This is a genomic window from Gemmatimonadales bacterium (assembly GCA_036265815.1).
GTDB lineage: Bacteria > Gemmatimonadota > Gemmatimonadetes > Gemmatimonadales > GWC2-71-9 > CAVVWJ01.
On record DATAOI010000033.1, the window covers coordinates 16670 to 34500 of the forward strand.

The window sequence follows — 17831 nt, forward strand, 5'->3', positions numbered from 1 at the left end:
CGAAGGACTTGCGCCCGCAGCCCCGGGCACCCATTGTTGGTGAGCAATGTATACAATCCTGAATCCAGTGAACAGAGCCGGCCGGTGACCGTCCGTCCCGAGCGGCTCACGCTCCGCGAGATCCAGCTCCCGCTCCAGGAGCCGTTCCGCATCTCCTCCGGGACCCAGACCCTCCGGCGCATCCTGCTGCTCGAGCTGGAGGACGCGTCCGGGGCGTCGGTCTGGAGCGAGTGCGTCGCCCCGGAGCAGCCCAACTACAGCCCCGAGACCATCGATACCGCCTGGCTCGCCATCCGGCACTGGGTGGCGCCCCGGGTGCTGGGGCACAGCTTCGACGAGCCGGACCAGGTCTTCCCCGCCCTTGAGCGTGACTTCCGCGGTCACCTGATGGCGAAGGCCGCCGTCGAGATGGCGGTCTGGGGACTGGACGCCGTGCAGCGCGGGCTCCCGCTCGCCGTCCGGCTGGGCGGCACCCGCCCGTGCATCGAGGTGGGCATCTCGCTGGGCATCCAGTCCAGCCCGGCCGTGCTGGTGGAGCGGGCCGGCCAGGCGCTGGCGGCGGGGTATCGCAAGGTCAAGATCAAGATCGAGCCCGGGGCCGACGTGGCCTACATCCTCGCGGCACGCCAGGCCCTGGGCGCCGATGCCCCGCTCATGGCGGACGCCAACAACGCGTATTCGCTGGCCGATACCGACCGCCTGGTCGAGCTCGACCAGTTCGGGCTCATGATGATCGAGCAGCCCCTCGCCTGGGACGATCTCCACCGGCATGCCAAGCTCCAGCGGCAGCTCCGGACACCGCTCTGCCTGGACGAGTCCATCACCTCGCTCGACCGGGCCGAGGACATGCTCGCGCTGGGGAGCGGGCGCATCATCAACATCAAGCCGGGACGCGTGGGGGGCTTCGGTCCGTCGATCGCCATCCACGATTTCTGCGCCCGGGCGGGAATCCCGGTGTGGTGCGGCGGCATGCTGGAGAGCGGGGTGGGCCGGGCCTACAACGTGGCTCTGGCCTCGCTGCCCAATTTCGTCAAGCCGGGCGACATCTCTCCCAGCGCGAGGTACTGGACCGAGGACATCGTGAGCCCGGAATGGACCATGAACAGCGAGGGCCTCATGGCGGTGCCTCGCAACCAGCCGGGCATCGGGGTGACGGTCGACCGGGACCGGATCGCGGAGCTCACGGTGCGGGAAGAGCGGCTGAGGCGAGCCCAGTGAGCAGCGCTCCCGCGCGTGCCGAGCTGGGCCGCGTCCTCGGCGTTCAGCAGCTGATCTACATCGTGATCGGCACGGTGATCGGTTCGGGGATTTTTATCGTCCCTGGCGCGGTCCTCCGCCAGTCCGGCGGGTCGGTGGGCCTGGCGCTGCTGGTCTGGCTGGTGGGAGGCGTGCTCTCGCTGCTCGGCGCACTCACCTACGCGGAGCTTGGAGGCATGCACCCGAAGGCGGGTGGCCTCTACATCTACATTCGTGACGCGTTCGGTCCGTTTCCCGCGTTCCTCTTCGGCTGGACCCTCTTCTTCATTATCGGCAGCGGCTCGGTGGCGACGCTCGCGGTGGCCTGGGTCGCCTACCTGGGGCAGCTCGTGCCGCTCGGCCCGGTGGCTGGCCGGGTCACCGCGATCGCCATCATCGGGGTGATCGCGGTCGTCAATGTGCGAGGCACCCGGAGCGGCGCGCGGGTGCAGGACTTGACCACGTTCCTCAAAGTGGCCGGCATCGTGATCATGAGCTGCGCGTTCCTGCTGTGGGGCCGCGGGCTGCACGGTCTCCATGGCACCTTGTGGCCCGAAGCGGTCTCTCCACGCATTCTCTCGGGCTTCGGCCTCTCCATGATCGGCACGCTCTGGGCCTACGAAGGGTGGCAGTACGTCACCTATTCCGCCGGCGAGGCCAAAGACCCGCAGCGCACCTTCCACCGCGGGCTGGTGCTCGGCACCGCGATGCTGATCGCCATCTACCTGCTGGCCTCCGTCGGGTACCTTGCGGCCCTGGGGCCGGCGGGTGTGGCCGGAACCGATCGCGTCGCGGCCGATGCGGCCACGGTGCTCTTCGGGCCGGTGGCCGGCAAGCTCATCGCGCTCATGATCCTGGTCTCGATCTTCAGCGCCGCGAATGGGATCGTGCTCACCGTTCCCCGGGCATTCTTCGCCATGGCGCGCGACGGGATCTTCTTTCACCGGCTGGCCGAGGTGCATCCCCGGTTCGGGACGCCGGCCTTTGCCATCCTCGCCTGCTCCGCCTGGGCGATGCTGCTCGCAGCCACCGGGACGTTCGAGCAACTCCTGACCTATGTGGTGTTCATCGGCTGGCTCTTCTACGGTCTCGGCGCGCTCAGCGTGTTCCGCTACCGCCGCCGCGAGCCGCTGGCCCCGCGGCCCTTCCGGGTGCCGGGGTATCCGGTCACGCCCGTTCTGTTCGTCGCCTCCGCGGCGGCCATCGTGATCAATACCATCGTGGCCCAGCCCGCGCGCGCGGCGGTGGGACTGGGCGTGGTGCTGCTCGGCTCACCTGCGTACTTCATCTGGCGCCGGCGCGGCGCCACTCCGCTCCCCGACGTCCTGGCCCCGAGCGGAGCCGGAGAATCCCGCGAATGAGCTCTGCGCAGCGCCGGGTGAGCTTCGAGCCGGCTCCCGCCGCCACTGAGGTGGGGCCCGACGGCGTGGTGATCCGCCGGGCGGAGACCCAGGCCGAGTACGAGGAGTGCGTGCGCATCCAGGACGAAACCTGGGGACGCGATTTCAACGAGCGGGTCCCCAGCACCATCTTCCGGGTGAGCCAGTATCTCGGGGGCGTGACCGCTGCCGCCTTCGCGCCGTCGGACGGGGGCATGCTCGGCTTCGTGTTCGGCATGACCGGCGTGCAGGACGGACGACTGGTCCACTGGTCGGACCTGCTGGCGGTTCGCCCCGCGGCTCGCGATCGCGGCATCGGGCGCCGGCTCAAGCTGTTCCAGCGCTCCCTGGTGCTGCCGCTCGGCGCGACCCGGATGCTGTGGACCTTCGATCCGCTGGTGGCCCGCAACGCACAGCTCAACCTCAACGGCCTGGGCGCGACGGTGGCCGAGTACGTGCCGGACATGTACGGCCTCGATACCGGCAGCGCGCTCCACAGCGCGGTGGGCACCGATCGGTTCATCCTCTCCTGGGATCTTACCGCCACGCCGCGGGTGCCGGCGCAGGACCACGGGCTCGCCGCGCCGCCGCCCGCCCGCCTCGTGGTGAATCGGGAGGACCAGGTCGGCCGCCCCCCCACCATGCACCCGATCGACACCTTCCCCGAGGTGTACATCGCCATCCCGGGGGATATTCAGCAGGTGATCGCCGACGCGCCCGACCTGGCGCGCGCGTGGCGGGACACGACCCGCGAGGCCTTCCTCGGCTACCTGCAGCGCGGCTACCGCGTCAGCGGATTCCACCGCACCGAGGGACGCGGCTTCTACCGCCTCACCCAGGGCAGCTAGTGGGCCCGCTTCCCGCCGGTATCGCCGAGGCGTTCTCCGCAGACGAGATCGCCTGGCTCACCGCCCTCCGCCGCGACCTGCATCGGCATCCCGAGCTCTCCTGGCAGGAAGAGGGCACGGCCGCTCGTCTCGAGCAGGCGCTGACAGGCCTCGGCGCCTCCGACGTCCGACGCGTGGCAGGCACCGGCGTGCTGGCCCGGATCCCCGGCCGCGGGACCGGCACACCGGTCGTCGCCATCCGAGGCGATATCGACGCGCTGCCGATCCAGGAGGCGACCGGATTGCCCTTCTCCTCCGAGATCCTCGGCGTGATGCACGCCTGCGGCCACGACATCCATGCGACCTGGGCGGTGGGCGCCGCGTTGCTGCTTCGGAAGGCTCCGGCGCACGGGGACGTCCTGATCCTGCTGCAACCCGCCGAGGAGGCCGCCGAGGGAGCGGCGGCCGTGCTCGAGAGCGGCGCGCTCGATGGCGTGGCGGCGATCTTCGGTGCCCACGTGGACCGCAGATACGAGGTGGGTCAGGTCGTGGCTCAGGAGGGGCCGGTGGCCGCCTCCGCCGACTTCTTCACGATCGAGCTCAGCGGCGCGGGCGCTCACGGCGCCCGGCCCCACGAGGCGACCGATCCGATCGTGGGGGCGGCCACCCTGATCGGCGCGCTGCAGACCCTGGTCTCCCGCCGGCTCGATCCGGCCGTGCCCGGCGTCGTGACCGTGGCCACGATCCACGCCGGCACCGCCGACAACATCATTCCCGACCGCGCCGTGCTCACCGGCACCGTGCGCGCGGTGGACGCCGCATCGCGCGCGCTGCTGCTGGAGGAGCTGCGCCACGTCGCCGAGCGGGTGGCCGAGGCGCACCATCTCGGGGCGAGGGTCAGCTTCGACCAGGGCACGCCTCCCATCGTAAACCTTGCTCAACCGACCGGCTGGGCCCGCGAGGCCGTGCGCTCCGTCCTGGGGCCCGGGGCCGACGTGCCGCTGGCGGGCACCAACATGGGTGGCGAGGACTTCGCCTTCTACCTGGAGCGCATGCCGGGTTGTTTCCTGCGGATCGGCGCGCGCGAGCCCGGTGGGGCCTGGCTGCCGGCGCACTCGTCCGGCTTCTACGCCGCCGAGGAAAGCGCGCTGGTCGGGGCCGCCGTCCTGGCCGAGACGGCGCGACGCGCCGCGGCGGCCCTGGCTACTTGACTGACTGGCGCCAGCAGCCGCCGTGCAGCACCCGGCCCGCTTTGGCCCCGGTGTAGGCGCCGTTCTCCACCGCGAGCACACCGTTCACCACCACGTAATCGATGCCGGTGGGTGCCGCGGTCGGGTGCTCCCAGGTCGCCGCGTCCTTGATGCGGTCGTAGTCGAACACGGTGAGATCGGCCCGCAATCCCTCCCGGATGACACCCCGGTCGCTGAGACCCATGCGCGCGGCAGGCCAGGACGTCATCTTCCGCACCGCCTGCTCCAGGGTCAGGAGATGTCGCTTCTTCACGTATTCGGCGATCACTCGCGGAAAGGTGCCGTAGGCCCGCGGGTGGGGCAGGCCCAGCGCATCCACCTCGCCGAACTTCACCGCGGCGGCCGCATCGCTCCCGATGCTGGTCCACGGCTGGCTGAGGGCGGTCTCGATGTCTCTCTCGTCCATGAAGAAGAACAGCGCCATCGCCCGGTTGGGCAGCGCATCCAGCACGATGTCCCAGGCGACGTCCGCCGGGTCCCGGCCCTGCGCTCGCGCGATCTCGGCGATGCTGTGGGAGCGATCCGCCTCGTACTTGGGATTGTAGGCGTTCGCGAGCACGACATGATCCCAGCCACCGGAGGCCTGCACCAGGTTGGACCAGCCCGGGAGCGAGCCCGCCGCGACCTCGCGTTTGAGGCGCTGCCGCACCGTCGAATCCCTGAGCCGCTGATAGCCCCGCTCCTCGCCGTCGGCGAACACCCAGTTGGGTACCGTGATGCTGAGCCCGGTCCCGCCGGCCTCGTAGGGATACATGTCCGCCGCCACGTCCACCCCACGGGCGCGGGCCGCCTCCACCTCGGCGATCGCCTGCGGCATCAAGCGTCCCCACCCAGGGGCATACGCGGCCTTGAGGTGGAAGATCTCCACCTTCACCCCCGCCTTCTCCCCGATCTCCACCGCCTCCCGGATGGCGGAGACCAGGTTCTCGCTCTCGTCCCTCATGTGGGTGGCGTAGAACCCGTTACACCTGGCGCCCAGCTTGGCCAGCTCGATCAGGTCCGCGGTGCTCTGAAAGCTCTCCGGCGGATAGATCAGTGCGCTGGAGACTCCGAAGGCTCCCTGCTCCAGGGCGAGTGAGACGTCGGCCTTCATCTTGGCCATCTGCGCGGGTGTCGGCGCGCCGGCGGCGTCGCCCATCGCATCGATCCGCGACTGGGCGGCGCTGTAGTAGGTCCCGAAGTTGACGGCGATGCCCTGCTGCTCCAGCCGGGCGAAGTAGCTCCCGACCTGGGCGGCGGGCACCGGTGTGCCACCCTCGCCACCGATGAGGCTGGTGACGCCCATCCGCAGCTTGTTCTCCGCGGAGCCGCTCTCCAGCAGCACCTCGCCGGACTGGTCCATCATGTCGATCCAGCCGGGCGAGACGTAGCGGCCGGCCGCGTCGATCTCCTTGCGGCCCCGCTCGCGCACCACGCCGACTTTGGCGATGAACCCGCCCGTGACCGCCAGGTCCGCCCGGACCCAGGGATTGCCTCCGCCGTCGAGCACCCGCCCGTTGCGGATGACGAGGTCGTAGGCCGGCACCGGCGCCACACCGTTGATGGCGGCGTGACCGGCGCAGGCCCCCAGCGCCGCGATGGCGGCGTATCGCGCGGCCCGGGTCAGTGCCCGAAGCTCCATCGCTCAGAAATGCGCGCTAAAGGCAATGAACTTGTAGATCAGGGCCACCCCGAGGACCGTGACCAGGGAGATGGCCAGCACCACACTCCAGAGCCGGGCGGGCCAGCGTCTCCTGCCTGCCCAGACCACGCGGCAATGCCACAGCGCGATCGCCGCGGCGCCGACGAAGACAACCAGGCTCGCCAGGTGCAGCAGCCAGACCCAGGGGTCGAGCCGGTCGGTCACCGCCGGGTTGCGCGAGTTGAGGACGGAGAACAGGCCGAACCAGCCGAGCAGCGTGAGCAGGGTCGCCGCGACGGCCAGTCGGATCCATCGGTAGGCGGAGGCCTGTACACCCTCCAGCGGAAAGGCCGTGCGGTAATGCCGGCGCACCAGGGCCGTGGTGGGCCAGAGCAGCAGCGTCAGCAGCAATGCCGCCAGTGAGACCTCGAGCAGTGGCAGCAGCCAGACGGACGACCTCCACCAGGGCGAGGGCAGGAACATCATGAAGGGCGAGATCTCGTCTCCGCTCAGCATCGCCACCTTGCCGCCTTCCACCTTGGCCGCCAGCCAGTTCTTGCCATCCACCTCGCGCCAGATGAAGGGCGACACCTCCCGCCACTTCTTCGGCTGGCCGTTGAGGCCGTCCAGTCCCGCGAGGCTGATGGTGCTGTCGTCATTGGTCGTGACCTTCGCGTCCCCGATGAGGCCCAGGATGCTGAGGAAGCTGGACTGCGCCCGGCGGGAGTTGTCGTAGTGGCCGGCAATCAATTTGGCGTGCTCCGCCGCGGTCTTGGGATCGACCCGTCCATCCTCGGTCTCGCCCGGCAGATAGCGGTCGGCGAACTGCTCGAAGAGCGTGCTCCGGATGGGGCCCGCCGCCCCCTCCTTGCCAGGGCTGTTCATCGAGATGAAGATGCCGACCCCGTCGTCGATGAAGAGGTGCAGGTCGCTGTGGAACCAGTAGCTATCGCCCCCGTGGGCGATCGCCCGGCGGCCGTTGCGGTTGGTCTCGTAGAACCCCAGGAGCATGCGGTTCACCCGGGGCAGAATGGTGAGCGCCGTTCCGTGCATCAGCTTGGCCGTCTCCGGCTTGAGGATCTCCGCCGATCCGAGCCGCCCGTTCTGCAGGTGGGCGATCATGAACAGCCCCATGTCATGGCCCGCGGCGGCGAGGCTGCCCGCCGGCGCGGGGATCACCACTTCGTACGGCTTCGCGTCTCCCGAGGCGACCTGGTAGCCCCGCGACATGTCGGCCTTGAGATTGTTGGGGAGCGGCTGCCGGAAGGTCGCATGCTCCATCTTCAGCGGGCCGAAGATGTGGCGCTCGATGTACTCCTCGAACCGCTCGCCCGAGACCCGCTGGATCACATACCCCATGAGGGCGGTCGCGTAGTTGGAGTACGCCGGGACCTGGCCCGGTGGGAAGATCCGGTGCGGCGTCCAGTCCTTGAGGAAGGCTTCCAGCGATTCGAACCCCACCGAGTCGGACACGATCACGTTCTTCTCGACCTCCTCGAAGCCCGGCGTGTGGGTCATGATGTTGCGCAGGGTGATCGGTTTGCCGAACGCGGGAGGAATCTTGAAATCGAGGTACTCGTTCACGTCGTGGTCGAGGTTCAGCTTCCCCTGTTCCACCAGCTGCATCGCCGCGGTCCAGGTGAACAGCTTCGAGATCGAGCCCGGCCGGAAGAGGGTGCGCTGCGGGTCCACCTCCCGGTGCTTGGCGACGTCGGCGTAGCCGTAGCCCTTCTCCAGCAGGATCGCGCCGTCCTTGACCACCACCACGACCGCGCCGGCGATGTCCCCCCGCTGCAGGGCATACGGCAGGTAGCCGTCGAGCCACGCCTCCACGTCCGCCCGGGTGAGCTGGGGGGCGACGGGCACCGGAGCGCCCACTGGCGCCTCCCGCTCGATCGATGGCGCCGGGGGCCGGGCGGTGGGTTTCTGAGCCGAGGCCTCACGGCTCACGACGACCAGGAGCGCCGCCATGCTAGCCGCCCGGATCACGGTATACACTTGAGAGCACGTCCGGCAGAATCCACTGACCAGTCGAGTTGGCAGCATGAGTTCACCTGTCAGGAGAGGGGAAGGGTGGCTCGGCCCCCTGGCGCTGTTCATGGTCCGCTCCGAGCGTCCTGCTCGACCAGCCAGTCCAGGGCTTCCTCGACCGTGTCGAACAAGCCGAACCCTCGGCTTGACGCGCGCTCGATCCCTTTGAGAAAGACTGCCCGTTGCAGCGGGCTCAGGCCGACGAGCGCACTCGCTTTGATGTACGGCCGATTGGCGACGGCCAATCTGCTGATCGCATCGAACACCTCATCGGAGAACCGCGAGCCGGTGAACACGGCACACGCGAGCACCGATGCTGGCTGGTGCTGCGGCATGAGCTGAAGCTCGGCCTCGACCAGCGCGTGCCAGTCCTCCCACCGGATGAGCCGGGAATAGTCGGTGAACAGGATGCGGCATCCGCGATGGGTGATGGTTCTGAGCCGGTCCGACACGATGTCTCCGAAGCTCATCAATAGTTCACATCGAAGGCAATGAGCTTGAACACCAGCGCGGTGTAGAGCACCGTCGTGCAGGCCAGCGCGAGCACCACGCTCCACGCCTTGGCCGGCCACCGCCGCGGGCCCGTCCACACCACGCGAGCATGCCACAAGGCCACCGCGCACCCGCCGACGAACACCACCAGGCTCATCAACTGCAGCAGCCAGAGCCAGGGATCCTGCCGGGAACTGAGCTCGGAATTTCCGGAGAAGAACATGGTAAGGGTCGTGATCCATGCTCCCAGGACGATCAGGACCGCAAGCACGGCGAGACGTACCCGTCGGCGCACCGCCGCCTGGGTCCCCGTCAGGGCAGGCGCCGCCCGGTAATGTCGGCGTACCAGAGCCTCGACCGGCCACAGGATCAAGGTGAGGAGCAGCGCCACCACCGCTGCTTCCAATGCCGGCGTGAGCCAGCCCGAGGATCGCCACCACGGCGTGGGGAGGAACATCATGTAGGGCGAGACCTCATCGCCAGTGAACTTGACCACCTTTCCGTTCTCGACCTTAGCCCCCAGCAGGCCTTTCCCACCCAACTCCCTCCAGGCGAAGGGCGACATCTCACGCCAACGCTTGGGCTCGCCGTTGAGGCCTTGCAGCAGGTTCACGCCAATCGTGGTATCGGGGTTGACGGTGACCCTGACGGGGCCTAGAAGATTGGCCAGGCTGAAGAAATTTGACGCCGACCCGCGCGAATTGTCGTACAGGCCGGCCATGAGTCGGGCGTGCGCCGCGGCGGCCGGCCGGCCGACCTCTCCCGCGGCCGTCGGACCGGGAAGATAGCGGTCGGCAAACTGCTCGAGGAACGCGGTGCGGATCGCGCCGCTGGCGCCATCCTTTCCCAGGCTGTTCAGCGAGATGAAGAGCCCGATCCCATCATCGACGAAGAGATTCAGGTCGGAGTGGAAGGGATACGTGTCGCCGGCGTGAGCGATGGCGCGGTGACCGTTGATGCTGGACTCATAGAAGCCGAGCAGCATGCGGTGAACTGCGGGGACGATGGTGAGCGGGGTGCTGTGCATGCGCCTCGCCGTCTCCGGTCGGAGGATCTGCGCCTCACCGTAGCGGCCGTTCTGCAGGTGGGCGATCATGAATCGGCTCATATCTTCGCCCGTGGTGGACAGGCCCCCGGCTGGGGTCGGTCGGACCATCTCGAACGGCGTCGGCTCGCCCGACGCCAGGTCGTATCCCTTGGCCATGTCCGGCTTGAGGGTGCCCGGCAGCGGCTGGCGGAACGTCGAGTGGGCCATCCCGAGGGGAACGAAGATGTGGCGCTCGATGTATTCCTCGAAGGGCTCTCCGGAGACCCGCTGCACGATGTATCCCGCCAGCGCGGTCGCGTAATTGGAATAGGCGGGAACCTGGCCCGGCGGGAAGACTCGCATGGGCACCCAGGCCTTGAGCCAGGCCTCCAACGACTCGAGCCGAGTCGAGTCATTGGAAGAAAGGTTCTTGCCCACGTCCTCGAAGCCTGGGGTATGGGTCATGGCGTTGCGCAGCGTGATCGGCTTGCCGAACGCCGGCGGGAGTTTGAAGTCGAGGTAGTCGTTCACGTCGCGGTCGAGGTCGAGCCTCCCCTGCTCGACGAGCTGCATCACCGCGGTCCAGGTAAACAGCTTCGCCACCGAGCCTGGCCGGAAGAGAGTACGCGCGGGGTCCACCCGCAGGCGCCGGGCCACGTCGGCGTAGCCGTAGCCTTTGGACAGGAGAATCCGTCCGTCCTTCACGACGACCACCACCGCCCCAGCGACGTCGCCCTGCTGCAGGGCATAGGGCAGGAACCCGTCGAGCCAGGCCTCCAGATCGGTTCGATCGAGCCGGGCGCCGCCGGTGGTCGGAGGGTGGGCAGGGCTCGGCAGCTCGGCCGAGGCGGGCGTGAGCCCGAGATCTGGCCGCTGTGCTCCCGCGGTCTCCGACCAGAACGTGATGGCCACCCCGGTGGTGACCGCTCGGAGTATAGTATACATTTGCGGATACAGTCTTTCGACGCTGCCGCTCCCTTCCGTGAGGTCTCATGGATTCACCCGCTGGTTGGTTCGGAGGGTTGCTCGCCGCCGTCATGCTCGGCGGTTCGAGTCCGGGGCCGCTGGTGGCCCAAGGGTCGCTGCCGGACAGCGTCGCCCGCAAGGTCGATGCGGTCTTCGCCCGGTTCGACCGGCCGAACTCCCCGGGATGCGCGCTGGGGATCTACCGCGACGATCAGCTGGTCTACGCCCGGGGCTACGGCAGCGCCAATCTCGAGCTCGGCGTCCCCATCACCCCGGCGACGGTCTTCGACATCGGCTCCACCTCGAAGCAGTTCACCGCGATGAGCATCCTGCTGCTGGCCCGGGACGGGAAGCTCGCCCTGGACGACGACGTGCGGCGCTACCTGCCGGAGCTGCCGGCGAATCGCACGCCGGTGACGATCCGGCAGCTGCTGCATCACACCAGCGGGACGCGGGATTACCTGACGCTCATGGAGCTGGCCGGCGAGCGATTCGAGAACGTCTCGACCGACGCCGATGCGCTCGAGCTGCTGGCCCGGCAGCGAGCCCTCGATTTCCCGCCGGGCAGCGAGTGGGAGTACAGCAACTCGGGATTCTTCCTGCTGTCGATCATCGTGAAGCGGGTCACCGGACAGTCGCTCCGCCAGTTCGCCCAGGCCACCATCTTCGACCCGCTGGGCATGACCCACACCCACTTTCACGACGACCACCAGATGATCATCCCCAACCGGGCCACCGGCTACGATCCGCCGGACAGCACCGGCGGCTTCCGGATCGACATGTCCAACTTCGAGCAGACCGGGGACGGCGCGGTGAACACCACAGTGCAGGACCTGCTGCTCTGGGACCGGAACTTTTATTCCGGCAAGGTCGGCGGCGCCCACGTCCTGGCGGAGATGGTGAAGCCGGGGGTGTTGAACGACGGCACCGTGCTGGACTATGCCTCCGGGCTCTTCATCGATCACTACCGGGGACTGCCCACCGTGGCGCACGGCGGGTCCTGGGCCGGCTACCGGGCGGAGCTGCTCCGCTTCCCCTCGGAGCACGTCTCCATGGCCTGTCTCTGCAACCTCGCCCGGTCGAACCCGTCGGGGCTGGCGCTCAAAGTGGCCGACGTCTACCTGGCGGGCAGGCTGGCGGAGCCTCCGCGGACTCCGGGTGCTCCGCCGGTCTCGGCCGACACCGTGCGGGCGCTCGCGGGGACCTACCGGGACGCGGGGAACGGCGGCATCGCACACATCGCCGTCGAGAACGACACCCTTCGACTCCGATACTCCGGCTACTCGGTCGACCTTCGACCGGTGGCGCCGGGCGAATTCGAGCTGGTCGACGCCGAGGCGCGGCTGCGCTTCATCCCGGCATCCGGGGCGGCACCCCGGCAGATCCGGATCACCGGATCGGGACTGGGGAACCGGGTGTTGCGCGCGATCGAGCCCTCGGCCCCGTTGCGTGCCGCTCTGGCGGCGCTCGCGGGGGACTACTGGAGCCCCGAGCTCGGGGCCGGCTATCGGATCGCGCTGGCGTCTGATTCGCTCGTCCTCCATGCCAGGAACCTTCCGGAGAGCGCCCTCGGCCCCACCGTGCGTGACGAGTTCGAGGACGCAGCAGCGGGGTTCACCCTCCACTTCACCCGCGATCGCGCCCGGCGGGTGACCGGCTTTACCCTCGCGGCCGGCCGGACCCAGGGCCTTTGGTTCGAGCGGCGCCGGGCTACCAGCTCCCCCGCTCTCCCGCCCGGTCGATGACCCGCTCCAGCCGCTCGGCCGCATTGCGCCAGTTGGTCTGCACCGCGCGCTGCGCGGCGTCCGCGTTTCCCCGCTCGATCGCGCCGGCGATGGCCTCGTGCTCGGCCACCGAGGTCGCCAGGTCGCTCACCAGCAGGCTCACGTAGAGCCGCTCGTAGCGTTCCGCCTGGGGCTTGATGGTCCGGTGCAGGATGAGCAGCCGCCGGCCCGCTCCGGCCTCGACGTAGGTCCGATGGAAGGTGCTGTCGAGGTCGTGCAGCCGGTTGAAGTCCGGGCGCCGGACGGCGGCCTCGCGCCGGAAGTCGGCATTGATGGCACGCAGGGTCCGCGACAGCGCCCGGCGCTCGCCCACCGGCAGGCCGGCGGCCCACCGGCCGCTCAGTCCCTCGATCTCCGCGACGATGTGGAACAGCTCGCGGGCATCGTCACTGGTGAGCGGCGAGACGGTGGGGCGAGCCAGCCGGCCGCCGGACGGATCCACGATGTAGCCCTCCTGCTGCAACCGCTGGAGCGCTCCCCGCACCGGGGTCCGGCTCACCCCCAGGCGACCGGCCACGTCGCTCTCGACGATGCGGCTGCCCGGGGCCAGGTGGCCGTGGACGATCAGGTCGCGCAGCTGCTCGTAGACCACCAGCGGCCGCTCCCCCCGGACCATCGTCGAGCGGGCGGGCCCAGGCGTTCGGGGTGCGGCCGCGGGGCCTTTCATGCGCGTCTCCGGGACGGGGGCGAGGTGGGCGACGCCGGGGTGGCGTGGTCGGGCAACGATAGCACGCCCGGCGACCGGCTGTCGAGTCGGGCCCGCCGCACCGCCGCGGCCGGGGCGCGTCTTGCGCATTTGCGTTTCGGTACCCATTGTTGTATCTGAAACTGTATACACTGCGTCTCGGCAACATAGCAATTGCAGGGAACCCCACGCAAGGTCGCCGAGCCGCCCCCTTCCCGCCCCCGGAGGCAGAGCATGCTGAACCTCGTCCTGGCCGCGCTCGTGCTGGGCCCGGCCGCCGTCGCCCCGGCCCAGGACTCGGTGGTGGCGGGCGTGGTCGTCGGTGCGAACGGCGCCACCCCGCTGGAAGGCGCCCGGGTCACCATCGACGGTACTCCGCTGGTGCAGACCACCGACGCCAAAGGGCAGTTCCGCTTCGCCGATGTCTCCGGCGGCGAGGTCACCCTTCGGGTGGTCCTCATCGGCTACCAGCCGGCGGCCGCGGTGGCGCGGGTGGGGCAGACCGACCTGCGGGTCCTGCTCCGCGAGAGCACCGTCCAGCTCAACGAGATCGTGGTGACCGGCCAGCCGGGAGCCACGGAGCGGCGGGCGGTGGGCAACTCCATCGCCACCATCGACGCACCCGCGGCGCTGGAGCTCTCCGGCGCGGGGGACGCCGGCAAGCTCATCAACGGCCGGGCCGCCGGCGTCACCATCCTGCCGAACTCGGGCCGGGTGGGCGCCGGTCCCAGCGTGACCGTGCGCGGACTGGGGTCGCTGTCGCTCAACACCCAGCCGCTGATCTACATCGACGGGGTGCGGGTCAACAACGACGTCCTGAGCGGCCCCCAGTCGGCGGGCGGACTGGTGATCTCCCGGCTCAACGACATCGCGCCCGAGGACATCCAGAGCATCGAGATCATCAAGGGCCCGGCCGCCGGGACGATCTACGGCACCGAGGCATCCAACGGGGTCATTCAGATCATCACCAAGAAGGGCCGCGCCGGGGGCAAGCCCCAGATCGGCCTCACCGTGCGGCAAGGCACGAACTGGTTCCAGAACCCCCAGGGCCGGATCCCCAGCAACTTCGGGCTCGACGCGAATGGTGCCGTCGTGTCCCAGAACCTGGTGCAGCAGGAGAGCGACCGGGGCACCCCGATCTGGAAGAACGGCTACAACCAGGGCTACAACCTGTCGGCCACCGGCGGCTCCGACGCGGTGCAGTACTACGTCTCCGGCAGCTACGACGATGACAAGGGCATCGATCCGACCAACCGGTCGCGCCGATTCGCCGGGCACGCCAACGTCTCGTTCCCGATTAACGATCGCCTCGACATCGGGACCAGCCTCAACTATGTCAGGGGGAAGTTCCATCTGGGAACCGACTACCAGGACGGCCCGTTCCTCAACACGCTGTACGGTCTTCCCATCCTGGCAAGCACGCCCACCCGCGGATTCCTGCAGGCCCCTCCCGAGGCCTACTACTCCGGCGTGTTCGACAACACGCAGGATCTCTCCCGCTTTACCGGCAGCGTGACGGTGAACCATCGTCCGGCAGGGTGGTTCAGCCACCGGCTGACCTTGGGAGTGGACCAGACCGGAGAGGACAACCAGGCCCTGACCACGTTCATGCCGCCGGCGGTGGCGCAATTCTTCGACCCGGTGAGCGCGCGCGGGCAGCTCCTGCTGAATCGCCAGGACGTCGCCTTCTACACCGCGGATTACAGCGCGACCGCCCATTTCAACCTGTCACCCAAGATCAGCTCGTCGAGCTCCATCGGCGGGCAGTACTACCAGCGGCGAGTCGACTCGGTGGGCGTGACCGGGCTCCAATTCCCAGCACCAGGGCTTCGCACCGGGAGCTCCACCGCGACCACCACCGGCAGCCAGGACTTCGTCACCAACAAGACCATCGGCCTCTTCGGCCAACAGCAGTTCGGGCTCAACGATCGGATCTTCCTCACCGGCGCCGTCCGAATCGACAACAACAGCGCCTTCGGCGACAACTTCGACCTGGCAACCTATCCCAAGGTCAGCGGGACCTGGGTGGTGAGCGAGGAGCCGTTCTGGCACCTCGGCTTCATCAACGCCCTCAAGCTGCGGGCGGCCTACGGTGCCTCGGGCCAGCAGCCCCAGAGCTTCGCGGCGCTCAGGACGTACTCCCCGAGCACGGGCCCCAACGACGACCCGACCGTGACGCCGCAGTTCGTGGGCAATCCCGATCTCAAGCCGGAGCGGGGTCAGGAGGTCGAGCTGGGCTTCGAGGCGGGCCTGTTCAACCGGATCGGCATCGACTTCACCGTGTTCTCCAAGCAGACCAAGAATGCCATCCTGCTCCGGGGGACGCCCCCGTCCGGCGGATTCCCGGGGCAGCAGTTCGTCAACATCGGGGCGGTCAGCAACAAGGGGATCGAGCTGCAGGTGACCGCCCAACCGATCACCCGGTCCAACTTCAGCTGGGACGTGGCGGCGAGCGTCGCGACCGCGTCCAACTACATCAAGGATCTCGGCGGAATTCCCAGCATCAGCACCTTCCCCCCGCAGAGCGAGGTGGAGGGTTATCCCATCGCCTCCTACTTCATCAAGCGGGTCGTGAGCGCCGAGGCGGATGCCGACGGCACGCTCATCAGCGCCCTGTGTGACGGCGGCGCGGGGAAGGCACCGGTCGATTGCGCCGTCGCTCCACTGGTGTTTGCGGGTAGCCCCATTCCCAAAACCACCGGCGCCTTCACCACCACGCTCACCTTGTTCCGCAACTTGAGACTCTACGGCATGGTGGACTTCAAGCGGGGCCAGCGGCGGCTCAACACCGACCACCTGATTCGCTGTGATCTCATCGTCAACTGCGAGGAAGCCGTGAGTCCCGCGGGTCAGGATCCCAAGCTGCTCGCCGACATCGCGCTCGGGGCCGATCTTCAAACCGTCAACTCGTTCATCGAGGATGCCAGCTTCTTCAAGCTGCGGGAGATCTCGGCGAGCTATACGCTGCCCGATCGATGGGCCGGGGCGTTTGGCGCCAAGCGCGCGACCATTACGGTGAGCGGACGCAACCTCCACACCTGGACCAGCTATACCGGCCTGGACCCGGAGAGCCAGAGCTCCCAGGGAGGAGGGTCGGCCGCACTGGAGTTCCTCGACCAGGCAGTGACCCCAACCTTGGCGCAGTTCGTGACCACCATCAGCCTCAACTTCTAGCCGCGCCGCGGCCGAATACCACGAGAGGACGGACTCATGAGGCGCAGATCCTCGAACCTGGTAGAGTGGCGTTTGGTCGGGCTGGGCGCGGCGCTCGCCGGCGTCCTCTGCCTGACCCTGGCCGCTTGCAGCGACATCACCTCCCTCAAGCAGGACGCGCCCAGTCGGATCAAGGCGGGCGACCTGGAGAAGCCGGAGAACGCGGCCCTGCTGGTCGAAAGTGCGGTGGGAGACTTCCAGTGCGCCCTGGCCGACTACATCGTCGCCGGGGGCCTGGTGGGCGACGAGCTGGCCAACGCCAACTTGGCGAACCGGGTCTGGGACTTCGACCGGCGCACCATTCTCCCGACCAACACCGTCTACTCCACCGAGACCTGCGACCAGGGTGAGGTCACGGTCTATACGACACTCTCCACCGCCCGCTTCGACGCCGACAACGTGCTCCGGCTGCTCGACGGCTGGACCGACGAGCAGGTACCGGGACGGGTCGGGCTGATCGCCACCGCGGCGGCCTATGCCGGGTACAGCCTGGTGCTGCTAGGCGAAGGGATGTGCTCCGCGGCGCTCGATGTCGGCCCCGCGCTCACCCCGACGCAAATCCTGACCGAGGCGGAGGCCCGCTTCACCCGCGCCATCGATGCCGCCACGGCGGCCGGCGACGACCAGACCCTCAACCTCGCACTCGTCGGCCGGGCCCGAGCTCGGCTGGACCTCGGCAACACGGCGGAGGCCGGCGCCGACGCCGCGCTGGTGCCGGCGGATTTCCTGGTCGAGGCGACCTATTCAGCCGCCAAGACCCAACGGGAGAACCTGGTCTTCACCGCACTGTACCGGGACCTCCTATACACGGTGGACGTTCCGTTTCGCGATGTCACCTTCGGCGGTACGCCCGACCCGCGGGTATCGGTCGCCGATGCCGGCAACACCGGCGCCGACCCGACCGTCGAGATCTTCCAGCCGCTCAAGTACCCCTCGATCGACTCGCCGATCCCGGTGGCCCGGTGGGAAGAGGCCCAGCTCATCCTGGCTGAGGCCGACGTAGCGGCCGGCGACGCAGCAGGGGCCGTCGGCATCATCAACACGCTGCACACCAACGCAGGCCTTCCTGCCTATGGCGGCGGCACGCCGGAAGAGGTGATGAGCCAGATCATCGAGGAGCGGAGCCGGGAGCTGTTCCTGGAAGGCCAGCGGCTGGGTGACATCATCCGGTACGGTCTGCCGCTCTTTCCCGCGCCGGGCACGCCGTTCCCGGTCGGTGGAACGGCCACCGGCGTCTACGGCACCCAGGTCTGCTTCCCCCTGCCCTCGGTGGAGCGGAACAACAACCCCAATATCCCCGATTGAAGCCCACCCCCTCCG

The 17831-nt window shown here is 68.7% G+C and carries 12 protein-coding genes; 7 read left to right on the forward strand and 5 right to left on the reverse strand.

Annotated features, from left to right (window positions below):
• The first annotated feature begins 84 nt into the window (after positions 1 to 84).
• The 4 genes from menC to VHR41_06970 are packed head-to-tail and all read left to right on the forward strand — an operon-like array spanning position 85 to position 4653.
• Complete coding sequence (gene menC / locus VHR41_06955) at positions 85 to 1218, forward strand: o-succinylbenzoate synthase (protein HEX3233918.1); 1134 nt, start codon at positions 85 to 87, stop codon at positions 1216 to 1218.
• The gene (locus VHR41_06960; protein HEX3233919.1) at positions 1215 to 2597 is read left to right on the forward strand and encodes an amino acid permease; all 1383 of its coding nucleotides are present in this window, start codon (positions 1215 to 1217) and stop codon (positions 2595 to 2597) included. Before menC ends, VHR41_06960 begins: the two co-directional genes overlap by 4 nt.
• The gene (locus VHR41_06965) at positions 2594 to 3463 is read left to right on the forward strand and encodes a hypothetical protein (protein ID HEX3233920.1); all 870 of its coding nucleotides are present in this window, start codon (positions 2594 to 2596) and stop codon (positions 3461 to 3463) included. The genes VHR41_06960 and VHR41_06965 overlap by 4 nt, the downstream gene beginning before the upstream one ends.
• A complete protein-coding gene (locus VHR41_06970; GenBank protein ID HEX3233921.1) occupies positions 3463 to 4653 on the forward strand; it encodes a M20 family metallopeptidase in 1191 nt (396 codons plus the stop codon). Before VHR41_06965 ends, VHR41_06970 begins: the two co-directional genes overlap by 1 nt.
• Here the strand turns inward: VHR41_06970 and VHR41_06975 are convergent.
• The 4 genes from VHR41_06975 to VHR41_06990 all read right to left on the reverse strand — a co-directional run bounded on the left by VHR41_06975 (position 4646) and on the right by VHR41_06990 (position 10808).
• Positions 4646 to 6313, reverse strand: a complete 1668-nt coding sequence (locus tag VHR41_06975; GenBank protein ID HEX3233922.1) for an amidohydrolase family protein — start codon at positions 6311 to 6313, stop codon at positions 4646 to 4648. The two genes, VHR41_06970 and VHR41_06975, sit on opposite strands and share 8 nt — an antisense overlap.
• A 3-nt stretch (positions 6314 to 6316) precedes the next feature.
• On the reverse strand, positions 6317 to 8284 hold the full coding sequence (locus VHR41_06980) for a serine hydrolase (GenBank protein ID HEX3233923.1): 1968 nt from the start codon (positions 8282 to 8284) through the stop codon (positions 6317 to 6319).
• Positions 8285 to 8409: 125 nt separating this feature from the next.
• Positions 8410 to 8814 (reverse strand): hypothetical protein, encoded by a 405-nt coding sequence (locus tag VHR41_06985; protein ID HEX3233924.1) that lies wholly within the window; start codon positions 8812 to 8814, stop codon positions 8410 to 8412.
• On the reverse strand, positions 8814 to 10808 hold the full coding sequence (locus VHR41_06990; GenBank protein ID HEX3233925.1) for a serine hydrolase domain-containing protein: 1995 nt from the start codon (positions 10806 to 10808) through the stop codon (positions 8814 to 8816). The genes VHR41_06985 and VHR41_06990 overlap by 1 nt, the downstream gene beginning before the upstream one ends.
• A 47-nt stretch (positions 10809 to 10855) precedes the next feature.
• Here VHR41_06990 and VHR41_06995 point away from each other — a divergent pair, with 47 nt between their 5' ends.
• Positions 10856 to 12574: a serine hydrolase domain-containing protein gene (locus VHR41_06995; GenBank protein HEX3233926.1), complete on the forward strand. Its 1719-nt coding sequence runs from the start codon at positions 10856 to 10858 to the stop codon at positions 12572 to 12574.
• Here the strand turns inward: VHR41_06995 and VHR41_07000 are convergent.
• Positions 12540 to 13280, reverse strand: coding sequence for a GntR family transcriptional regulator (locus VHR41_07000; protein HEX3233927.1), 741 nt, complete (start codon positions 13278 to 13280; stop codon positions 12540 to 12542). The two genes, VHR41_06995 and VHR41_07000, sit on opposite strands and share 35 nt — an antisense overlap.
• Before the next feature lie 252 nt (positions 13281 to 13532).
• Between VHR41_07000 and VHR41_07005 the strand changes: the two genes are divergently transcribed.
• A complete protein-coding gene (locus tag VHR41_07005; protein HEX3233928.1) occupies positions 13533 to 16472 on the forward strand; it encodes a SusC/RagA family TonB-linked outer membrane protein in 2940 nt (979 codons plus the stop codon).
• A 36-nt stretch (positions 16473 to 16508) separates the two neighbouring features.
• Complete coding sequence (locus VHR41_07010; GenBank protein ID HEX3233929.1) at positions 16509 to 17816, forward strand: RagB/SusD family nutrient uptake outer membrane protein; 1308 nt, start codon at positions 16509 to 16511, stop codon at positions 17814 to 17816.
• The last annotated feature ends 15 nt before the right edge of the window (positions 17817 to 17831 follow it).